Here is a 21,672-nt window from a genome sequence, read left to right as displayed (position 1 = left end):
GGGACGCATCATGCTGAAGATCTTCCGGAGGTCCAATTTCGCTTCGGTCGGCGTCAAGGTGTTCGGCTTCTACGTGGTCAGCATGCTGGTCATCATCACCGTCATGGGCTACCTGTCCTACGACAAATCCGCGGACATCATCGAATCCAAGGTCGGCGGGATGGCGCTGCAAAACGTGCAGCAAATGAGCAAGCGGATCGACGCGATCCTGAAGGGCTACGCCGAGCGCTCGATGCTCGTGCTCGGCAGCCGGGACGTCCAGCGGCAGCTCGCCCGGCGGTTCGGCAGCGAGCTCGACCGGATCGAAACGAACAATGCCAACGCCGCGTTTCTCGCCAATCTGATCAACGCCCGGAACGACATCGTGAATATTTACCTGCTCGGCGAGCGGGGCGTTTCCTTCCGGTATTCGCCGCGGGACTCCCTTCCGGTCTACAATCCGTTCGCGTCCGATTTCTCCAATACCTCCTGGTACCGGCGCATCCGCGAGGCCGACGGCGGGTTGGTTTATTTCGGCATCGGGCAATCCATGATCCGGGAAGAGGACGCCACGCCCGTCTTCTCCTTCGGCCGGGCCGAGCGGGACGTCGACAACGGCGAGATCGTCGGCGTGCTGCTGTACGAGATGGATGCCAAGGAGATCACGGGCCTGCTGTCCGAAATCGACTACGACGGCTCGGGCATCAACATCCTGATCGACAAGGACGGCGGCATCGTCGGCGACAAGGACGGCATCCTGAACGCGATCCAGTTCGACATGCCCGCGAACCGTTCGCATCAGGGCATGTTCAGCCGCACCGTGAGCGGGGAGAAGAAGCTCTTCGTCTACGACCGGCTGGAAGCCGCGGACTGGACGCTCGTCGGCATGATGCGGGGCACGGACCTGGACAAGGAAGCGCGCAACATCCGCTGGTACATGGTGACGCTCGGCGTGTTCTGCCTGTCGATCGGGATTCTGCTCGCCGTGCTGATCGCCTCCTCGGTGCACCGGCCGCTGCACCGGATGATTCGCGCCATGCGCAAAGCCAAGAACGGCGACTTCGACGCGCGCATCGAGGACAAGCGCGAAGACGAATTCGGTTACTTGTTCCTGCACTTCAACGACATGGTCGCCCGCATCAAGGCGCTGATCAACGAGCTGTACGTGCAGAAGCTGCTGGAGCAGGAGCTGCAGCTGAAGATGCTCGGCTCCCAGATCAACGCCCACTTCCTGTACAACACGCTCGACTCCGTGCATTGGATCGCCCGCATCCATAAGGTGGACGACATCAGCACGATGGTGTTCGGCCTGTCCAAGTATTTGCGGCTCAGCCTGAGCGAGGGCATGGACGAGGTCCAGATCGGGCGGATCGTGCAGCTGATCGACAGCTATATTCTGATCCAGAAGATTCGCTATCGGGACAAGTTCTCGCTTCACCTGCACGCGGACGAGTCGCTGGCCGATTACCGGGTGCTGAAGTCGATCTTCCAGCCGCTCGTCGAGAACGCCATCTATCACGGGCTGGAGAAGAAGCCGGGGAAGGGGCGGCTCGACGTCTCGTTTCTCCGCGAGGGCGGCTGCCTGAAGTTCATGGTCGTCGACGACGGGCAGGGCATGACGCCGGAGAAGCTCGCCGAGCTGCGGTGCCTGCTGCGCGGCGACGCGGACATCCAGGGAGGCAGCCATTTCGCGCTGCGCAACATCAATGCCCAGATCCGGATCGCCTACGGGGCGCAATACGGCATCGAAATCGACAGCAGCTACGGGCAAGGCACCAGCGTCGTCTTGACGATTCCGCTCTTGACGGACAGTCCGGCCAAGCGGACGGGCTGACGCGCCGAAGCGGGAAGGAAGGCGGAGGCGCGGCCGGGAACGCGGGCCGCTACGAAGGAGGAATACGATGGTGAAGAAGCTGTTGACGCGCGGCAAGGCGGCGATGCTGCTTCTGCTGCTGGTTCTCTTCGCGGCCGGACTGCTGCTGGAGGCGTGCGACAAGGGACTGTACGGCGGCAAGGCGGAGGGCTTGCCGGCGGACGCGCCGCCTTCGGAGGAAGGCGCGAACGGAAGCGGCGGCCCGGTGACGATCAGCTTTTGGTTTCCCTGGGGCGGCGGGTTCAAGCAGGAATTCTACGACACGGTCGTCAAGCCGTTCGAGGACGCGAACCCCGACATCAAGGTCGAGCTGTCCTTCGTGGAGAATTCGAACAATTCGCAGTCGTCGGAGAAGCTGCTGACCGCCGTCGCGGGCGGCTCGGGGCCGGACGTCGCGATGGTCGACCGGTTCATCGTCAGCGAATGGGCGGCCAAGGACGCGCTGGAGGACGTGACGGAGGAGGCGCGCGCCGACGGGATGGCCGGGATCTACTACCCCGGCGTCTGGTCGGAGACGCAATACGCCGGAAGGACGTACGCGCTCCCGTGGAACGTCGACGCCCGGGCGATGTTCTACAACAAGACGCTGATGAAGCAGGCGGGGCTCGATCCCGGGAAGCCGCCGCGCACCATCGCCGAGCTGGACGCCATGGCGGCGCGCATGTTCAAGACGGGCGCCGCGGGGAAGTTCGATCAGGTCGGCTTCATTCCGTGGCAGGCGCAAGGGTTTCTGTACACGTACGGCTGGGCGTTCGGCGGAGAATGGGAGCGCGGCGGGAAGCTGACGCCGAATGACCCCCGCAACGTGAAGGCGCTGGCGTGGATGCAGGGCTACGGCAAGAAATACGGCGCCGGGAAGCTGGGCGCCTTCGCGGACGAGCTCCGGCAGGCCGATCTCAATCCGTTCCTGTCCGGCAGGGTCGGCTTCGCGATCGAAGGCAATTGGCTGCTGAACGACATCGCGTCGGCGAACTTCGAGTGGGGCGTGGCGCCGATGCCGACGATCGACGGCGGTTCCCGGGTGTCCTGGGCCGGCGGCTGGTCGTTCGTCATGCCGAAGGGCGCGAAGCACCGGGAGCAGGCCTGGCGCTTCATGCGCTTCGTCGCGGGCAAGGAAGGCTCGCTGCTGTGGGCCGGGCGGGCGGCGGGCAAGAACGACCTGACGTGCATCCCGGAAGTGAACGCGCAGCTGGGCCTCGACAAGCAGGAGCCGCTGAACGTGTTCGTCAAGCTGCTGCAGCATGCCCGCATCCGGCCGGTGACGCCCGTAGGCGGCTATATGTGGGACGAGCTCGTCCGCGCGCAGAACCTGGCCGTCAAGGGGCAGGGGGACCCGCAGGCGCTGCTCGACGGCGTGAAGAGGCATCTGGACGCGAGGCTCTCCGGCGTCGAGGAAAGCCGATCCGGCTCCGGCGGGCCGCTTGGCGACGCCAGATACGAATAACTAAAGGTCCGCTTGAAGAGGCCGCCCCCGGGTCATGACCATGACCCGGGGGCGGTTTTTTGCCGCGGCTTCCATCTTGGTCAAAATACTACACCAAACCTAAAGCCGCTCCCGTTACCGCGCGCGCGAATTGCCGCTACACTTGGTAAAGGTAAGCGATTTCAATTTTATAGGTCGAGGGGGCTTGCGGATGGCAGTCGGGAACAGCGGCATCTTGCATGGAAAGCCGGCAAGGATCAAGATTTTCGCGGCCGTGCTGGCGGTCAGTCTGGCATTGACGGGCTGCGGGGCATCGGGCGGCGGTTCGGACGCGTCCGACAACGGCGGCGGCAACGGCAACGGGGCGAAGGCGGATAACGCCGGAGGCGCGAACGACGGGAAGGCGGCCAACGCGGAAGCGGCGGACGACGGCGCCGGCAAAAGCACGAGCGAGCAGGTCACGCTCAGCTTATGGGGCTGGAGCGGCACGTTCCAGACCGACTTCACGAAGCTCGTCCTGAGCGAGTTCGAGAAGCAGCACCCGAACATCAAGATCAAGTACATTCCCGACCAAGGCGGCACGGATAAGCTGACCACGCTCATCGCCGGCGGCACGCCGCCCGACGTCGCCATTCTCGACCGCTTCCTGACCGGGTCCTGGGCGGCCAAGGGCTCGCTGGAGAACCTGACGCCGTTCCTGGAGATGGACAGCGAAGTCAGCTCCAACGATTACTACCCCGGCGTGTGGGCGGAAACGACCTACAACGACCAAGTCTACGCCCTGCCGTGGGGCACGGACAACCGCGGCCTCTACTACAACAAGACGCTGATGAAGGAAGCGGGCCTCGATGCGAACACGCCGCCGAAGACGATCGACGAGCTGGACGCGATGGCGGAGAAGATGTTCAAGAAATCGACGAGCGGCGGCTACGAGCAGGTGGGCTTCATCCCGTGGATGGGCCAGAGCTATCTGTACACGCAAAGCTGGAACTTCGGCGGCGAATGGACGAAGGACGCGGAATTGACGCCGAACGACCCGCAAATCGTGAAGGCGCTCGAATGGATGGCGGGCTACGCCAAGAAGTACGACATGGCCCAAATCAACAAGTTCAACGACGTCATGGGCAAGACCGGCATCAACCCGTTCTGGACCGGCAAGGTCGGCTTCATGGTCGACGGCAACTGGATCCTGAACGACCTGAAGAGCAACGCGAAGGTCAAGCCGACCTTCGAATGGGGCGTCACGCCGATGCCGTCCGCGGACGGCTACCCGCAGACGACGTGGGCCGGCGGCTTCTCCTTCACGCTGCCGAAGGGCGGCAAGCACCCGCAGGAAGCGTGGGAGCTGCTGAAGTTCATCGCGGGCTACAAAGGCACGCTGCTCTGGGCGAAGCGGCCGAACGCGGGCAACGACATTACGGCGATGCCGAAGGTCAACGAGGAAATCAAGATCACGGAGAATCCGCAGCTCAAAGTATTCGTCGACATGATGCCGTCGGCGCACTTCCGTCCCGTCACGCCGGCCGGCCAGAAAATGTGGGACGAAACGTTCCGCGTGCAGGATCTCGCGCTGAACGGCAAGGGCGAGCCGAAGAAGCTGCTGGACGAGGTCAAGAAGAACGTGGACGCGGAGCTGAAGAAGCTGCAGGCCAAATAGCGATGCGCAGGAAGGGGGCGGGAAGGCGCCGCTCCCTTCCTTGTCCTGCGCGTCCTGCCCGAAACGAACGACAAACGAGGTGAAGCGCTTGAACCGGCTATGGAAAGAGGCATTGAAGGGGAAGAGAGTCGTACTGTTCACGCTCGCCTGCCTCGTCATCACGACCGTGTGCGGCGACCACGCCCGCTCGTACGCCAGCGAGAAGCTGCGGGACCGCAACACGAACCAGGGCGTGCCGCTGGGAGACGCGAGCGACCTGTCCATCGACGCGATCCTGGAGCCGAACTACGCCAGCGCGCTGGCCGGGTACCGCGAGCAGGGGCTGAAGCCGGCTTCGCAGCCGGACATCGTCGTCGACGCGGCCCGCTACACGGCGTTCGGCGGCGCGAAGCCGGCGACGGACACGGTGGACGGCCAAGCCGCGCTGGTGTGGGACAAGGCGACGACCTGGATCGAGTGGACGGTCGAGGTCCCGGAGGACGGGCTGTATAACCTGAGCGCGCGCTATTATCCTTTGGCGGGCAAGCGGCTGCCGATGCAGCGCGACCTGCTGATCGACGGCAAGAGCCCGTTCCGCGAGGCGCAGCGCCTGTATTTCTTCCGCAACTGGGTGGACCGGGGAGAACCCGAGAAGAACAACCAGGGCGACGACGTCCGGCCGAAGCAGGTGGAGCAGCCGCTTTGGATGGAGCAGCCGATCGCCGACGGCAACGGGCTGTATCCGGAGCCGTTCCAATTCCATCTGACGGCGGGCAAGCACGTCTTCCGCATGAATTTCCTGGCGGAGACGATGGCGATCGGCCGGCTGGCGCTGACGTCGCCGGCGACGACGCCCGGCTATGCGGAGGCGAAGCAGACCTTCGAAGGCCAGGGCTTCGCGCCGGCCGAAGACGTCAGCGTGAAAGTGCAGGCCGAGAACAACCCGAGCAAGTCCGACCCGACGATCCGCCGGGAAGCCAACGGCGACCCGCTGATGGAGCCGGCGAGCGACGGCCGCATCCGGCTGAACGCTTTCGGCGATTGGCGCTGGCGGAAGGGCGGCCAGAAGGCGACGTGGACGTTCGAGGTGCCGAAGGACGGCCTGTACAAGATCGGCCTCAAGGTCGGGCAATGGTGGGGCGACGGACTGCCGTCCTACCGTCAGATCCTGATCGACGGCCAAGTGCCGTACAAGGAAATGGAGCTGTACCCGTTTCAATATTCCCGCAGCTGGCAGCTGGAAACGCTGCATACGACCGATCCCGGGACGGGCAAGGAGGAGCCGATGCTCGTGCCGCTGAAGGCGGGCGCGCACGCGATCACGCTCGTCGCCGAGGTCGGGCCGTACCAGACGGTCGCCGAGGCGCTGACCGCGGACACGCAGAAGCTGTCCGACCTGTACCGGCGCATCATCATGGTGACGGGGCCGACGCCGGACCCGAACTTCGAATACGAGCTCGGGAAGAAGGTGCCGGAGCTCGTAACGGACCTGAAGGCGATCGCCGACGACTTGGCGGTGCAGATGAACGCCCTGCGGGGGCTATCGAAGAAGGATCCCAGCACGGTCAGCAGCCTCCGGATGATGAACCATACGTTCGAGAAGATGGTCGCCAATCCCGACAGCATCCCCCGGCAGCTCTCCGAGCTGAGCAACAGCCAGACGTCGCTCAGCACGCTGCTGACGGGCCTGCAGAACGTGCCGCTCGTGCTCGATTACGTGCTGATCGGCGCGCCGGATACGCGCGATCCGAAGGTCAAGTCGAACATTTGGCAGAAGTCCGTCAGCACGCTGAAGAACTTCGCGGCGTCCTTCACGAAGGATTACACGGGCGTCGGCAGCGTCTACGGCAAGGACGGCAAGACCGCGTCCGACGCCGGGGAGGGCGAAGGACCGGTACTGGAAGTCTGGGTATCGCGGGGCAAGGAATGGGCGGAGATCATGAAGGAGATGGCGGAGGAGGAGTTCACGCCGGAGACGGGCATCCGCATCAACGTCAACACGCTCCCCGCCGGCCAGCTGAACTCGGGCTCCGTCAACACGCTGCTGCTCGCGGCCAGCTCCGGCAAAGCGCCGGACGTGGCCACCGGCGTCGACGCGCACCTGCCGGTCGAATTCGCGATTCGGGACGCCGCCGTCGACCTGTCGCAGTTCCCGGACTACCAGGAGGTCAGCAAGCGGTTCCTCCAGGGCGCGCTGATCCCGTTCCAGTACAACGGCGGCAATTACGCGCTGCCGGAGACGCAGGACTTCAACGTCCTGGTGTACCGCAAGGACGTCCTCGGCGAGCTCGGCGTCAACGTGCCGCAGACGTGGGACGACGCGTACGCGCTGCTGCCGGTGCTGCAGCAGAACGGGATGCAGATGTACTACCCGCCGACGTCGCTCGGCTTCATGCCGTTCCTCTACCAGAACGGCGGCGAGTTCTACAAGGACGGCGGCCGTAAGTCGGGCTTGGATTCGCCGGAGGCGTTCAAGGCGTTCACGGAATGGACGGAGCTGTACACGAACTATAAATTCCCGGTCAACGCCAACTTCTTCAACCGGTTCCGCACCGGGGAGATGCCGGTCGGGATCGCCGATTACCTGACGTACGTGCAGCTGTCGACCGCGGCGCCCGAGCTCGTGGGCCGCTGGGGCGTAGCGCCGTCGCCGGGGCATAAGAAGGCGGACGGCTCGATCGACCGGACCGCCGGCGGCAACGTGCAGTCCGTCGCGATCTTCAAGCAGTCGCAGCACCAGAAGGAAGCCTGGGAATTCCTGAAATGGTGGACCAGCACCGAGAGCCAGGTGCAGTTCGGCCAGGAGCTGGAAGCGCTGCTCGGCGTCGAAGCCCGGTGGAACACGGCCAACGTCGAAGCGTTCACGCAGCTGCCGTGGCCGGAGGACGACCTGAAGGCGCTCACCGACCAATGGAAGTACTACAAGGAGCAGCCGTACGTGCTCGGCGGGTACTTCACGTCGCGGAATATCGACAACGCCTGGAACCGCGTCGTGCTGGGCGGGACGAACGTGCGCGAATCGCTGGAGCAGGGCATCAAGGATATCAACAAAGAGCTGTCGGCGAAGCAAAAGGAATTCGGGTTCGCCCCGGATTAGATTTCGCGGAAGGAGGAGCGGCACATGAATAGCAGCGTGGAAGTCGCGAACAACCCGCTTCAGCTGTCGGCCGAGAAGGCAAGGCGGTTCAAATTGTCGCAGGCGGGGAGGAAGGCGGCGCTCGGGTACTTGTTTCTCAGTCCCTTCCTCATTCTCTTCATCGTCTTTACCGTCGTACCGGTCGTGCAATCCGTGTACTTAAGCTTCACGTATTACAATATGCTGCAGCCGGCCAAGTGGGTCGGCCTGTCCAACTACAGCGTGCTGTTCCTGGAGGACGACATCTTCCTCAAGTCGATCAAGAACACGTTCGTGTTCGCCGTGATCGGCGGCCCGCTAAGCTATTGCCTGTCGTTCCTGCTCGCGTGGGTCATTAACTCGCTGCGGGCGAAGATGCTGTTCTCGCTGGCCTTCTACGTGCCGTCGATCACGAGCGGCATCGCGCTGTCCATCGTCTGGCTGTACATTTTCTCCGGGGACCGGTACGGCCTGCTGAATAACTGGCTGCTGAGCTGGGGCATGATCAGCGAGCCGATTCTATGGACGACCGACCCCGACACGATCATGCCGGTCATCATCATCGTATCGCTCTGGATGAGCATGGGCACGGGCTTCCTGGTCTTCCTCGCGGGCTTGCAGAACGTGTCGCCCGAGCTGTACGAGGCCGGCGCGATCGACGGCATCTCGAGCAAGTTCCAGGAGCTGTGGTACGTCACGCTGCCCCTGATGAAGCCGCAGCTGCTGTTCGGCGCGGTCAACTCCATCGTCGGGGCGTTCGGGGTGTTCGACATCGCGGTGGCGATCTCCGGCATGCCGAGTCCCAACTACGCGGGGCATACGATCATCTCTCACTTGTTCGACTACGCCTTCATTCGGTTCGAGCTCGGCTACGCGTCGGCGATCGCGGTATTCCTGTTCTTCCTGACGTTCGGCTTGGGACGCATCGTAATGAAGCTGCTGTCGTCCAAAGATCTATAAGGGGGCCAAAGGACGTGACGTTCAACTATACGAAATTTGTCGCCCGCTTCAATCGGGGTTTGCTGTACGCGTTCATGATCGCGCTGGTCGGCTTCACCGCGCTGCCGATCGTCTACATGGTGTCGACGGCGTTCAAGCCGCTCGACGAGCTGTTCCTGTATCCGCCGACGTTCTTCGTGCAGAAGCCGACGCTGCGCAGCTTCTTCGACCTGCTGACGGCGACGGACAGCTCGGTCGTGCCGTTCACGCGGTATATCTTCAACAGCCTGTTCGTCTCCGGCTCGATCGTGGCGGCCAGCCTGTTCGTCTGCAGCCTCGGCGCGTACGTGCTGTCCAAATTCAAACCGCCGGGAGCGGGCCTGATCTTCACCTTCATCCTGTCCGCGCTGATGTTCGCGCCGCAGGTCACGCAAATTCCGACCTACATGATCGTCTCCAGCCTCGGCCTCGTGAACACCTACTGGGCGCTCATTCTGCCGAAGATCGCCGTCGCGTTCAACATCTTCCTGATGAAGCAGTTCTTCGATCAGATTCCGGACGCGCTCATCGAAGCGGCTTACATCGACGGCGCCTCGGAATGGAAGATTTTCTGGCGGGTCATCATGGCGGTGAGCAAGCCGGCGTGGGCGACGCTGATCATCTTCTCCTTCATCGGCAACTGGAACGATTACTTCTCGGCGCTCGTGTTCACGACGAGCGAGACGATGAAGACGCTGCCGCTGGCCATCCAGACGCTGGCCGGCGGGCCGGGCGTCGTGGCGCGGTCGGGGGCGCTCGCCGCCGGCACGTTCCTCGTCACGCTGCCGCCGATTCTGATCTTCATGCTGTTTCAGCGGCTTATCATGAATACGATGGTCCATTCGGGGATCAAATCTTAGGGGGACGGACAGGATGCACAAACGAATCGCGGCGGCCGTCCTCGGCTGTCTGCTGCTGCTGGCCGGCGGGCTTCCCGCCTACGCCCTCCCGCAAATGTCGTATACGATCGATCCCATGTACGGGTACCGCATTCCGATTCCGCTGACCTACACGGTCGACACCGTCGTGCTGGACGTCGGCGAGCCGGGCCTGAACAAGCCGAACGACCTGTTCATCGACGGCAGCGGCAACCTCTACGTGGCGGATACGGACAACAACCGGATCGTCAAGCTGAGCGGCGACGGGAAGGTGCTCGGCATCTTCGGCAAGGAGCAGGGCGTCAAGCTCAACAAGCCGAACGGCATCTTCGTCGACGAGACGGGCGATATGTTCGTCGCGGATACGGGCAGCGGGAAGGTCATCCACCTCGGGCCGGACGGGAAGCTCGTCGAGGAGTTCGTCAAGCCGGAGTCGAGCCTGCTGAGCCCGGACCTGGAGTTCGCCCCGGACAAGGTCATTCTCGACCGCCGCGGCTACATCTACGTGCTGAACAAGAACGACTTCAGCGGCTTCATGATGATCGACGCGATGAACCGGTTCCGCGGCTACATCGGCGCGAACCGCGTCCCGTTCGATTGGAAGAAGCTGCTGATCCGGGTGCTGGCGACGCCGGAGCAGCGGGAGCAGCTGAACAACGCGGTACCGCCGCAAAACGCGAATCTGACGCTCGACGAGAAGGGGTTCATCTACACCCCGACCGTGCTCATCGACGCGGATCAGATCAAGAAGTTCAACGCCATGGGCGAGAACATCTACAAGAAGGCCGCCTTCGGCCAGTCGTCCATCGAGAGCGGGACGCTGGAGCAGCCGTATTTCGTCGATCTGGCGGTCGATCAATTCGGCGTCATCAACGCGCTCGACGCGATGTCCCGCAAGATCTACCAATACGACCAGGAGGGCAACCTGCTGGCCGTGTTCGGGGGCCAGGGCGACGTGAAGAGCCGCTTCGAATACCCGATCAGCATCGTGACCGACAAGACGGGCAAGGTGTACGTGCTGGACCGGGACCGGGGCAACATCCAGATCTTCAAACCGACGCGCTTCGCGGATCTCATTCATCAGGCCAGCCAGCTGCACTACAACGGCCGGTACCAGGAGGCGCTCGGGCCGTGGAAGCAGGTGCTCGCGATCGACGAGAACTATCCGCTCGCGCACCGCGGCGTGGCGAAGGCGCTGATGAAGGAAGAGAAGTGGAAGGACGCGATGAAGGAATTCAAGCTGGGCGAGGATCAGGACGGCTATTCCAAGGCGTTCGCCGAGTACCGGCATGAGATGATGCGCAAGTACCTGGGATGGCTGATCGTCGCCGCGGCGCTGATCGTGTACGCGGCCTACCTGCTGGTCAAAGGGCTGATCCGCGTCACGAACACCGTCATAAGGAGGTACGGCTATTGAACAAGACGGCGGCGGCGAAAGCGCCCGGGCTGCACGCGGTGCGGCTCGGCATCGCCATTCTCTTCCATCCCGCGGACGGCTTCGAGGAACTGCAGAAGACGCGCAATCTGATCGCGGCGTGCGTCATTATCCTGCTGACGCTGGCCGTCCGGATCGTGACGATCTACATGACGAGCTTTCACATGACGTCCCTGCAGCCCGAGAACGCGGACCTGAACCTGGAAATCATCCGTTTCGTGGTGCCGCTCGTGTCCGGCGTCATCGCGTGCTACCTGATCACGGCCATCATGGACGGCGAGGCGCACTTCAGCCAAATCTTCACGGCGATGTCGTACGCGCTCATTCCTTACGTCGTGTTCTCGATCCCGCTCGCCGCGATCTCGACGATCATGTCGCGGGGCGAGCTCGGGCTGTACAACAGCATCAGTACGATCATCTGGGCGTGGGTCGCCCTCTTGATCTTCATTCAGCTGAAGGTGCTGAACGACTACACCTTCAAGAAGTCGGTCGGGGTCATGCTGCTCTCCATCGTCGCCTTCCTGATCTTCTGGGGCACGGTGGGGCTGACGTTCGCCCTGACGAACCATGTGCTGCAATTCGTGCGCGAGGTCATCGTAGAGGCCCGCTATCTCTTGGAGAACTGAGGAGGGGAACCCATGTCGACGAAAGCCAAACGCTGGCTCTATTACGCGACCGTCGCCGTCGTTCTCGCCGGGCTCGTTCTCCTGGCGCTGCCTTCCATCCAGCGGGCCGTGACCCGGGCGCAGCAGGAGCTGAAGCCGGCGACGGCGGACGCGGCCGAAGCGACGGACGACGCGGAGGCGGGCGGCGATGCCGCGGATGCGGCGCCGCCGGCGGACGCGCCGTCCGTCGACGCGCAGGCGCCGAACCAGGATCCGTACGAGAAGGTCGCGGAGACCGAACGCCTCGAGCTGATGTTCCGCGCTTCGGACTCCGCCATCGCGGTCAAGGATAAGCGCAACGGCCACCTCTGGAAATCGGCGGTTCCGCTGGACGAGGTGAACGCCGAAGGCAACGAGCTGTGGACGGCGAGCAGCCAATCGATCTTCCACCTGACCTTCACGGATCCCCGCCTGCCGGCGCTCGAGACGCAGGAGACGAACTCCGCGCTCGAGAAGCCCAAGATGAAGGCGACGCCGCTGGAAGACGGAGTGTCGGTGAGCTACGAGCTGGAACGGCTCGGCATCGGCTTCGAGATGCAATTCCGGCTGAAGGACGACGCCCTCGAAGTGACGGTGCCGGGGCAGTCGGTGAAGGAATCCGAGAACAACTGGCTGATGGCGATCTCGCCGCTGCCGTTCTTCGGCGCCGCGACGGATCACGACAAAGGCTATTCCGTCTATCCGGACGGCTCCGGGGCGCTGTCGACGTTCAAGACCATTCACCCCGAATACTTGAATCCGTACCGGGCGAGCGTGTACGGGCCGGATATGATCAATTTCAACAGCTTCAGCCGGGACATGAACGCCATGCTGCCGATCTTCGGGCAGAAGGTGGGCGACAACGCCTTCCTCGGCATGATCACGAAGGGCGAGTACGACGCGCGGATTCTGTTCTCGCCGAGCGGCTATCTGATCAACCTGAACCGCGTCGCCTCGGAGCTCGTGTACCGCCGGGAGTACGAAGCGGTCAAGAAGGACGGCAACCTGGCGAAGAAGCCGGAGAAGAACCTGCTCCGCGAAGACCATACGGTCCGCTACGTCTTCCTGAGCGGGAACGACGCGGATTACGGGCACATGGCCGCCGCGTACCGGGATTACCTCGTGAACGAGGAAGGCGTCCAGCCGCGGATCAAGAAGGGCGATCCCGTTCCGTTCGGGCTGGATCTGCTGATGGGCATCAAGGAGAACCGGATCCTGTTCGACCGGTTCATCGCGACGACGAATTACGACGAAGCGAAGGGGATCATGGAGGAACTCCGCAAGCAGGGCGTCGGCGCGATCTCCGCGAACCTGCTCGGCTGGACGGACAAAGGCTACCTGGCCTACCCGTCCGGGAACGAGCCGTCTTCGAAGCTCGGCGGCATGAGCGGGCTGAAGGCGCTGGGCGACTACGCGAAGAAGCAAGGCATTCAGCTGTACCTGCAGGACGACTACGTGGATGCCTTTAAAGGCGTCGACGGGTTCTCCACGCGGGGCGACGTCGTCGTCGGGGCGAACCATTTCGCCGCGACCGACCGGTACAGCGAGACGTTCCTGCTGAGCGCCGGCAAGCAGAACCGGCATTTCCAGTCCAACGTGCTGGATCCGCTTGGCAAGCTGCCGATCTCCGGGATCAATTTCGACGGCATCGGCTACCAGGATTACTACGATTACAACAAGGATTATCCGTCGACGCGGGAAGGGACCGCCGCGCATTGGACGGAGATGATGGCGAAGTCCGCGAAGCAGTTCGGCGGCGCGGCCTCGATCGGCGGCAACGGCTACACCTTGAAGTACTCGTCGCGCCTGTTCGGCATTCCGATGGAGGACAGCGGCTACTTCTTCACCGACGAGACGATCCCGCTGTACCAGATGGTCGTGCACGGGCTCATCCCGTATTCCGGCGACCCGCAGAACCTGTTCTACGATCCGCAGCTGCAGTATCTCAAGATGGTGGAGTACGGCTACATGCCGTATTACCAATTCACGATGAACGACGCCGATGATTTGAAGGACACGTATTACAGCGATCTGTTCAGCTCCGACTACAAGAGCTGGGCGCCGCAGGCGATCGAGCGGTACAAGGAAATGAACGAGAAGCTGCGGACGGTCTGGTCGCAAGCGATGACGTCGCACCGGAAGCTGGCGAAGGACCTGTACGAGGTCGGCTACGAGGACGGCACCCGCGTCATCGTCAACTACGCGTCCGCCGAAGCCCGCACGGAGGACGGCAGCGTCGTGCCGGGCAAAAACTTCATCGTCGTGCCGAAGGGAGGGTAAGCCGTGAGAGGCAAAGGAATCGGGCTCGAGCGCAAAAAAATGCTCGCGGGTTACGTCTATATCGCGCCGTGGGCGCTCGGCTTCGCGCTGTTCATGCTGTATCCGCTCGTGTATTCCCTGTGGCTCAGCTTCCACGAGGTCGAGGGCGTCGGCGATTTTCAGCTGAAAGCCGTGGGCTGGGGCAACTTCAACAACGCGTTCGTGCTGGACACGAAGTTCATCCCGCTGTTCATCTCGGTCATCCAGGACGCGCTGATCAACACGCCGCTCATTCTCGTGTTCTCGCTGATCATCTCGATCCTGCTGAACCATAACATCCGCGGACGGGCGTTCTTCCGCGCCGCGTTCTTCCTGCCGGTGCTGATCGGCTCGGGCCTTGCGATGCAGCAGCTGCTGTACGCCGGGGTCGGGAAGGATACGCTGGTCAACGGCATCGGCGTCCCCGACGAGGTGTTCCTCTACATGGGCCCGACGTTCTCGCAGATCGTCTTCGACATGCTGAGCCGGCTGACGATCATCTTCTGGAAGACCGGCGTGCAGATCCTGCTCTTCCTGGCCGGCCTGCAGGGCATCTCGGTCTCGCTGTACGAGTCGGCGAGATGCGACGGGGCGACGGAATGGGAGATGTTCTGGAAGATCACGCTCCCGCTCATGACGCCGATCATTCTGCTCAATACCGTCTATACGTTCGTGGATTCCTTCACGGACATCAACAACCGGATGATGGTGTACATCAAGGACACCGCCTTCACCAACATCCAGATGGGCTATGCCTCGAGCATGGGCTGGATCTACTTCCTGTTCATCTTCCTGCTGCTCGTGCTCGTCTTCGTGTCGACCCGGCGCTTGATCGTCTACACGGGTGAAAAATAAGCCGCAAGGAGGTGCCCCAGCATGAAGTCGATCCCCGTAGCGAAGACGAAGACGGCCTCGACCGCGCGCGTGGCCGTGCCGGAGAAGACCCGCGGCAGGGCCGCGGCGATCCGGAACAGCGTGCTCGTCAGCCGGTTCGGCAGCAAGAGCCGCTGGATCGGATTCATCTACCGCCTGTTCGTCTACCTGATTCTGATCGACCTGGCGTTCGTCTTTCTGTATCCGTTCATTTACATGGTCACGACCTCGCTCAAGCAGCCCGCGGATTTGATGGATTTCACGATCAAATGGATTCCGACGAGCCTCGCCTGGGAAAATTTCTATTACGGCATGCAAGGGCTCCAGTTCTGGACGCACTTCAAAAGCTCGGCGCTGATCGCCGTCCTGAGCGTGATCGGGCAGGTGCTGTCCTGCTCGTTCATCGCCTACGGCTTCGCCCGGATCAAGTTTCCGGGACGCGAGACGCTGTTCGTGCTCTGCATGTTCACGATGATCGTGCCGCCGCAGACGATCATCGTGCCGCTGTTCATGCAATACAAGACGATCGGCTGGATCGACAGCGTGCTGCCGCTCATCATCCCGTCCTTCCTCGGCAACGGGCTGCGCGGGGCGCTCTTCATCTTCATCTTCCGCCAGCTGTTCCGGGGCTTGCCGTGGGAGCTGGAGGACGCCGCGCGGGTGGACGGCTGCGGCAGCTTCCGCGTCTACTGGAAGATCATCCTGCCGCTGACGCCGCCGGCGATCGTCGTCACGACGCTGCTGTCGCTCGTGTGGCACTGGAACGATTACTTCGAGCCGTCGATCTACCTGACGAGCGAGGAGAAGTTCACGCTGCCGATGATGCTGCCGCGGCTCTACCAGTCGCTGGACCAGCTGACGGGCAGCAAATTCGAGGTGTTCAGCCTGCCGGTGGTCATGGCCGCCACGTTCGTCTCGCTCGTGCCGATGCTGCTCGTGTACTTGTTCCTGCAACGGTATTTCATTCAAGGCGTGGAGCGCTCCGGCTTGGTGGAATAAGAGGGTTACGTTCAGCTTCGCGAAGAACCGCCGCCGCCCGCGGCGGTTTTTGCGTAGCGGGCCAAGCGCGGCAGGATCGGCCGCGGAGCCGGCGAATACTCCACGGAGAACGAAATGCCGCTCCGCCGGGAACGAAAGGCGGCACAAGGCACGCAAGGCGGCACAAGGCGGCGGGAGGAGGAGCATGCGCATGGATCGATCCGGGATCGAAGCCCGGTACGCGGAGGCGCTGGAAGCCTTCGTGCGGAAGGTCCGGGACGACGAGCAGGTCATCGCGGCGATACTGCTCGGCAGTCTCTCTTACGACAAGGTATGGGAGAAGTCCGATATCGACATGAAGCTGATCGTGCACGATCAGAAGTTAACGCGGTCCTTCATGTGCTTCACCGAGAACGGCATCGCCATTAACGCGGGCATCCAGACTCGCGACGAATTCAAGCGGTGGGTGGAAAAATCGGCGTCCGCCTCGTTCGAGCATTCCTATCTGCTGCGGGGAAAGATCCTGTTCACGAAGGATCCGTCGCTCGAGGCCGTCTTCGCGACTATCCGCCACGTCGGCGAGCGGGACCGGCAGCATCGGCTGCTGCAGCTGGGCTGCTTCGCGCTCGGCGGGCTCGCGAAAGCGGAGAAGTGGCTGTACGTCAAGGAAGACGCGCTGTACAGCGCGTTCTGGATGATCAAGCTGATCGACACGCTCGCCCAAATCGAAGTCGTCCGGCACGGCGAGGTGCCGATGCGCGAGGCCGTGCAGCAGGCGTCCGCGCTGAATCCGGCTTTCTTCCGGGACGTATACGAAGGGCTGGTCGGCGGCTCCGTGGACCCTGCGAAAGCGCGGGCGGCTCTCGATCGGATCGTCCGGTTCATGGAGGAGCGGGAATTGGAGCTGTTCCGCCCGGTGCTCGATTATTTGAAGCAGGAGCAGGATGTCCGGTCGCTCTCGGAGATGGCGGACAAGCTGGGGACGGTCGTCCGGCTGGACGCGGCAACGCTGGAGCCGGCCTGCGGGTGGCTCGCGGAGCGCGGACATCTGGCGCCGTTCCCCGCCGAAGCGAAGGCGACGCCCAAGAGCAGGGTGCGCTTGGAAGAACCGGCTTACATGCTCGAAGATGCGGACGGGAACGTCCGGTAAAGGAGCGGCTGCTGCGCGATGAAAACGAAGATCGAAGTAAGAGGCGCCCGGCAAAACAATTTGAAGAACATCGACGTCGATATCCCGCGGGATCAATTGACGGTCATCACGGGCGTCAGCGGTTCCGGCAAGTCGTCGCTCGCCTTTGAAGTCATCTACGGCGAAGGGCAGCGCCGCTTCCTCGAATCACTGTCCACGTTCGCCAAGAGCCGGATGAGCCAGCTGAAGAAGCCGGACGTCGATTTCGTGTTCGGCTTGTCGCCGGTCATCGCGATCGAGCAGAAGAAGGGCAGCACGAACCCGCGCTCCACGGTCGGGACGATGACGGACGTGTACGATTTTCTCCGTCTGCTGTTCGCGTCGTCGGGCGAAGCGCATTGTCCCTTCTGCGGGCATCCGATCGCGGCGAAGACGGTGCAGCAGATGATCGACCGCGTGCTGACCTTGCCCGCGGGGACGGAGCTCGAGGTGCTCGCGCCCGTCTTCAAGCTGTACGACGAAGACTACGCGACGCTGTTCGACGAGATCCGGGGCAAGGGCTTCCGCTACGTGCGCATCGACGGCGAGATCCGCAACCTGAGCGACCCGATCGAGCTGGACGAGGAGACGGAGTACCGGATGGAGGTCATCGTCGATCAGGCCGTCGTCGCGCCCTCGCTCTTCAAGTCGCTGGCCAAAACGATCGAGAACAGCCTGGAGCTGGTCGGCGAAGGCTTCATCCGGTTTGAAATCGCGCGTCCGGGCGACGGCAAGCCGGCCGATATGGACGCGTTTTACCGGGACTTCGGCTGTCCGGCCCATCATCTCGCGATCGGCGAGCTGCATCCGTCGTACTTCTCCTTCAACGACCCGGGCAGCGCTTGCCGGACCTGCGGCGGAATCGGGACCTACATGCGGACCGAGAAGCGGTTCCTGGTCAAGAGCCCGGAGAAGAGCGTCGCCAAGGGCGCGCTCGATCACAATCTCTACGGACCGAGCACGAAGAAATCGTATCGCGGCATGCTGTTCCACAGCTTGTTCCTGCACTACGGGCAAAGCATGGACACGCCGTTCAGCGAGCTGCCGGAGGACTTCGTCGACCGGTTGTTCCACGGGACCCGGGGCGAAGCGTTTCCGATCGTCGTGACGGACGATCATCCCCGCCATGCCCATAGCCAAGCCGGCAAGCTTCGCAAATACGGCGGACTCGTGCACGAGGTGAACCGGTGGTACAAGCAGCACGTGACGCGGCGCGGCGGCAGCGGCCTCTGGGACAACGACTTCTTCAAGCGGGTGATGGCGGAGCACGCGTGTCCGGATTGCGACGGGAAGAAGCTGAAGCCCCAGCGGTTCTGCGTCCGCATCGGCGGCAGGGATATCCACGAGCTGTGCAGCGTGCCGCTGAAGGAGCTGCAGGCTTTGCTGGCCGAGGCCGCGTTTCCGGAAGCGAAGCGGCAGGCGGCCGGGCAAATCGTTGCCGAAATCCGTTCGAGGCTGGGGCTGCTGATCGACATCGGCCTCGAATATTTGAACTTGGGGCGCCGCTCCGATACCATCTCGGGCGGCGAGGCGCAGCGCATCCGCCTGTCCACGCAGATCAGCTCCGGCCTCATGGGGATGCTCTACGTGCTGGACGAGCCGAGCATCGGGCTGCACGCCCGGGACAGCAGGCGGATCGTGCGGACGCTCCAGAAGCTGCGCGATATCGGCAACACGATCATCGTCGTGGAGCATGATATCGAGACCATGCTCAGCGCGGACCATATTATCGAGATCGGGCCGGGACCCGGCGAGCGGGGCGGGCGCGTCATCGCGCAGGGCACGGCGGCGCAGCTGCGGCAAGCGGGCGATTCGCTGACCGGCGCCTTCCTGTCCGGCGCCCGGCGAATCGAGGTGCCCTCCGGCAGGCGCGCGCTCTCGGGCCCGTCCCTCCGCATCCTGGGCGCAAGCGCGAACAACCTGCGGCATGTCAGCGTCGACATCCCGCTCGGCGTCATGACTTGCGTCACCGGCGTATCCGGCTCCGGCAAGAGCACGCTGATCAACGAAGTGCTGTTTAAGCAGCTGTCGGCCCGGTTTTACGACCACCGCATCGTGCCGGGCGCGCACGACGCGATCGAAGGCGCAGAGCACCTGACGGGCGTCATCAACATCGACCAATCGCCGATCGGCCGGAGCGCGCGCTCCAATCCGGCGACGTACGCCGGGTTCTTCGACCGGATCCGCGAGCTCTTCGCGGACACGGAGGAGGCCGCCGCGCGCGGCATCGGCAAGTCCGAATTCAGCTTCAACCAGAAGAGCGGCCGGTGCGAGCACTGCCAGGGCGAAGGCGTCGTCACGACGCCGCTGCAATTCATGCCCGACGTCGAAGCGGTGTGCCCGTCCTGCAAAGGAGCGCGGTTCAACGGCGAGGTCCTGGAGGTCGCGCTGCGCGGAAAGAACATCGCGCAAGTGCTCGACATGAGCATCGAGGAGGCGGCGTCCTTCTTCGCCGACCAGCCGCTCGTCGTGCACAAATTGAACGTGCTGCTCCAGCTGGGGCTGGGGTACCTCAAGCTCGGCCAATCGTCCGCGACGCTCTCGGGCGGCGAGGCGCAGCGGATCAAGCTGGCGACCGAGCTCGGCAAGCTGAAGCGCGGCTCGCATAACCTGTATATCCTCGACGAGCCGACGACCGGCTTGCATCTGCACGATATCCAGAAGCTGATCGACTGCCTGAACCAGCTGGTGGACAACGGCCATTCGGTCCTGGTCATCGAGCATCATCTGGACGTCGTCAAAGTCGCCGATTACGTCATCGACATGGGGCCGGACGGCGGCAGGGACGGCGGCACGGTCGTCGCGCAGGGGACGCCGGAGCAGGTGGCGGCGTCGGACGCGTCGCATACGGGGAAGTTTTTGAGAGCCGTGCTGGCCGCGGACAACCGGTATTGGACGGAGCCGCTCGCGCGGACGAACGCTTGAGCGTCGGGTTTGGACGCTGAATGGAAGACTGGAGTCAAAAGCCAGAGTCAAAAGCCAAGATCAAAAGCCAAGGTCAAAAGCTAGGGTGGTCAGCAGCTAGAGTGGTCAAAAGCCAGGGTGGTCAGCAGCTAGGGTCGAACGGTTATACGAAAGAGCCCCGCGGCTTCGCGGGGCTCTTTCGTTATGCTCGCTATACGGGAGGGCTCTCGAGAGGCTTCCCGTCCGCCTCCGGCTGCAGCGGCAGCCGGACCGTAAAGGCGCTGCCTTCGCCGGGCGCGCTCGCCGCGGCGATCGACCCGCCGTGCGCGTCGACGATCGCCGCGGTGATCGCGAGGCCGAGGCCGGAGCCGCCGTACTTGCGGGCGCGCGAGGCGTCGCTGCGGTAGAAGCGCTCGAACAGGCGGGGCAGGTGCTCCGCGCCGATGCCCGCGCCGTTGTCGCGCACGGCGAGCTCGGCGCAGGCCTGCTTGCCATCCGGCGAACGGTCCGCCAGGAGCGAGACGTCGATGGCGCCGGCCTCCGGGTCCGTGTGCTGCACGGCGTTTTGGAACAGATTCAGCAGCACCTGCCGCAGCTTGTCGCCGTCGCCGCGCACACGCAGGCCGGCGGTCAGCCGGATCGTCAGCGCGCGGCTTCCGGCGAGCAGCCGCAGCTGCGGCTCCATGCCGCGGACGAGCGCGTCCAGGGCGACGTCGGCGAGCCGCGGCTGCGGCTCGCGGTCGAGCTTGGCCAGCGTCAGCAGGTCCTCGACGAGCTTGTTGAGCCGCTTCGTCTCGCCGTGCATGCTGCGCAGCGCCGCCTCCAGCTGCTCGGGATGGGCGGACGCCGCCCCGCGCAGCAGCACCTCGAGGAAGCCGCGGATCGACGTCAGCGGCGTGCGCAGCTCGTGCGAGGCGTCGGCGATGAACCGTCGCATCGCCTCGGTCGTCTCCTGCTCCGCGCGGAACGACGCCTCGAGCCGTTCCAGCATGCCGTTGAAGCCGGCGGACAGGCGGTCGATTTCCCGCTGTCCCTGCCGTTCCGGCAGCCGCTGCTCCAGGTTGCCCGCGTCGATGCCCTTGACCGCTTCGCCCATGCGGGACAGCGGCTCGAGCGTCCGCCGCAGCACGGGCAGGTAGAGCGCGAGCCCCGCGGCCAGCGCGAGCGCGGAGAGGCTCGCGAAGATGAGCAGCTGCCGCGTCATGACGTCGTTCAGCTGCGACGTCTCCGCGCCCATTTGGAGCAGGCCGGTCGGCCGGTCCGGCGGTCCCGTCAGCCGGTAGACGACGAGCTGCCGGACGCCGCCCGCGTCCGCGAGCAGGTCGTAGTCGCTCCGCGGCTCCCGGCCCCGGGCTTCCGCCATCCGGTTCATGAGCGCGGCATAGGCCGCCGCGGTCAGCCGCGGCGAAGGCACGCCGTATTGGCCGGACAAGTCCGTGAACGTCCCGTCCGCGGAGACGACGGCGAGCGACGTGCCGGGCGGGTCGGAG

The 21,672-nt window shown here is 63.7% G+C and carries 14 protein-coding genes; 13 read left to right on the top strand and 1 reads right to left on the bottom strand.

Features of this window, described 5'->3' with window-relative positions; translation table 11 throughout:
• The first annotated feature begins 10 nt into the window (after positions 1-10).
• The 13 genes from I8J29_RS30190 (at position 11) to uvrA (ending at position 20,203) form a co-directional block, all read left to right on the top strand.
• The gene (locus I8J29_RS30190) at positions 11-1,813 is read left to right on the top strand and encodes a cache domain-containing sensor histidine kinase (protein ID WP_208851022.1); all 1,803 of its coding nucleotides are present in this window, start codon (positions 11-13) and stop codon (positions 1,811-1,813) included.
• A 67-nt stretch (positions 1,814-1,880) separates the two neighbouring features.
• A complete protein-coding gene (locus I8J29_RS30185; RefSeq protein WP_208851021.1) occupies positions 1,881-3,296 on the top strand; it encodes an ABC transporter substrate-binding protein in 1,416 nt (471 codons plus the stop codon).
• A 190-nt stretch (positions 3,297-3,486) separates the two neighbouring features.
• Positions 3,487-4,932, top strand: coding sequence for an ABC transporter substrate-binding protein (locus tag I8J29_RS30180; RefSeq protein ID WP_208851020.1), 1,446 nt, complete (start codon positions 3,487-3,489; stop codon positions 4,930-4,932).
• An 88-nt stretch (positions 4,933-5,020) separates the two neighbouring features.
• Entirely contained in the window at positions 5,021-8,008 is a 2,988-nt protein-coding gene (locus tag I8J29_RS30175) for an extracellular solute-binding protein (RefSeq protein WP_208851019.1), read from the top strand.
• A gap of 24 nt (positions 8,009-8,032) precedes the next feature.
• A complete protein-coding gene (locus I8J29_RS30170; protein WP_090643943.1) occupies positions 8,033-8,986 on the top strand; it encodes a carbohydrate ABC transporter permease in 954 nt (317 codons plus the stop codon).
• A 14-nt stretch (positions 8,987-9,000) separates the two neighbouring features.
• Positions 9,001-9,864: a carbohydrate ABC transporter permease gene (locus I8J29_RS34325; protein ID WP_208851018.1), complete on the top strand. Its 864-nt coding sequence runs from the start codon at positions 9,001-9,003 to the stop codon at positions 9,862-9,864.
• A gap of 13 nt (positions 9,865-9,877) precedes the next feature.
• Positions 9,878-11,299: an NHL repeat-containing protein gene (locus I8J29_RS30160; RefSeq protein ID WP_208851017.1), complete on the top strand. Its 1,422-nt coding sequence runs from the start codon at positions 9,878-9,880 to the stop codon at positions 11,297-11,299.
• Complete coding sequence (locus I8J29_RS30155; protein ID WP_208851016.1) at positions 11,296-11,943, top strand: Yip1 family protein; 648 nt, start codon at positions 11,296-11,298, stop codon at positions 11,941-11,943. The genes I8J29_RS30160 and I8J29_RS30155 overlap by 4 nt, the downstream gene beginning before the upstream one ends.
• 12 nt (positions 11,944-11,955) lie before the next feature.
• Complete coding sequence (locus I8J29_RS30150; RefSeq protein WP_208851015.1) at positions 11,956-14,241, top strand: DUF5696 domain-containing protein; 2,286 nt, start codon at positions 11,956-11,958, stop codon at positions 14,239-14,241.
• Between the two features lie 3 nt (positions 14,242-14,244).
• Complete coding sequence (locus I8J29_RS30145; protein ID WP_090643954.1) at positions 14,245-15,114, top strand: carbohydrate ABC transporter permease; 870 nt, start codon at positions 14,245-14,247, stop codon at positions 15,112-15,114.
• A gap of 21 nt (positions 15,115-15,135) precedes the next feature.
• Positions 15,136-16,131 carry a carbohydrate ABC transporter permease gene (locus tag I8J29_RS30140; RefSeq protein WP_208851014.1) on the top strand — a complete coding sequence of 332 codons (996 nt, stop codon included), beginning with the start codon at positions 15,136-15,138 and terminating at the stop codon, positions 16,129-16,131.
• A gap of 190 nt (positions 16,132-16,321) precedes the next feature.
• Positions 16,322-17,260: a hypothetical protein gene (locus I8J29_RS30135; RefSeq protein ID WP_208851013.1), complete on the top strand. Its 939-nt coding sequence runs from the start codon at positions 16,322-16,324 to the stop codon at positions 17,258-17,260.
• 18 nt (positions 17,261-17,278) lie between these two features.
• Positions 17,279-20,203 carry an excinuclease ABC subunit UvrA gene (gene uvrA, locus I8J29_RS30130; RefSeq protein WP_208851012.1) on the top strand — a complete coding sequence of 975 codons (2,925 nt, stop codon included), beginning with the start codon at positions 17,279-17,281 and terminating at the stop codon, positions 20,201-20,203.
• Between the two features lie 190 nt (positions 20,204-20,393).
• Here the strand turns inward: uvrA and I8J29_RS30125 are convergent.
• Positions 20,394-21,672, bottom strand: a 1,279-nt coding sequence (locus tag I8J29_RS30125; protein ID WP_208851011.1) for a sensor histidine kinase, incomplete at its 5' end; no start/stop codon positions are given.

It is taken from the genome of Paenibacillus artemisiicola (assembly GCF_017652985.1).
Taxonomy (GTDB): Bacteria; Bacillota; Bacilli; order Paenibacillales; family Paenibacillaceae; genus Paenibacillus_Z; species Paenibacillus_Z artemisiicola.
Note: the sequence above shows the minus strand (reverse complement) of the source record. Positions and strands in the feature narration are given on the sequence as shown.

Coding starts and splice junctions, on each gene's coding strand:
- I8J29_RS30135 (WP_208851013.1), top strand. CDS start 16,322: ATGGATCGATCCGGGATCGAAGCCCGGTACGCGGAGGCGCTGGAAGCC.
- I8J29_RS30140 (WP_208851014.1), top strand. CDS start 15,136: ATGAAGTCGATCCCCGTAGCGAAGACGAAGACGGCCTCGACCGCGCGC.
- uvrA (WP_208851012.1), top strand. CDS start 17,279: ATGAAAACGAAGATCGAAGTAAGAGGCGCCCGGCAAAACAATTTGAAG.
- I8J29_RS30180 (WP_208851020.1), top strand. CDS start 3,487: ATGGCAGTCGGGAACAGCGGCATCTTGCATGGAAAGCCGGCAAGGATC.
- I8J29_RS30185 (WP_208851021.1), top strand. CDS start 1,881: ATGGTGAAGAAGCTGTTGACGCGCGGCAAGGCGGCGATGCTGCTTCTG.
- I8J29_RS30190 (WP_208851022.1), top strand. CDS start 11: ATGCTGAAGATCTTCCGGAGGTCCAATTTCGCTTCGGTCGGCGTCAAG.
- I8J29_RS30150 (WP_208851015.1), top strand. CDS start 11,956: ATGTCGACGAAAGCCAAACGCTGGCTCTATTACGCGACCGTCGCCGTC.
- I8J29_RS30170 (WP_090643943.1), top strand. CDS start 8,033: ATGAATAGCAGCGTGGAAGTCGCGAACAACCCGCTTCAGCTGTCGGCC.
- I8J29_RS30160 (WP_208851017.1), top strand. CDS start 9,878: ATGCACAAACGAATCGCGGCGGCCGTCCTCGGCTGTCTGCTGCTGCTG.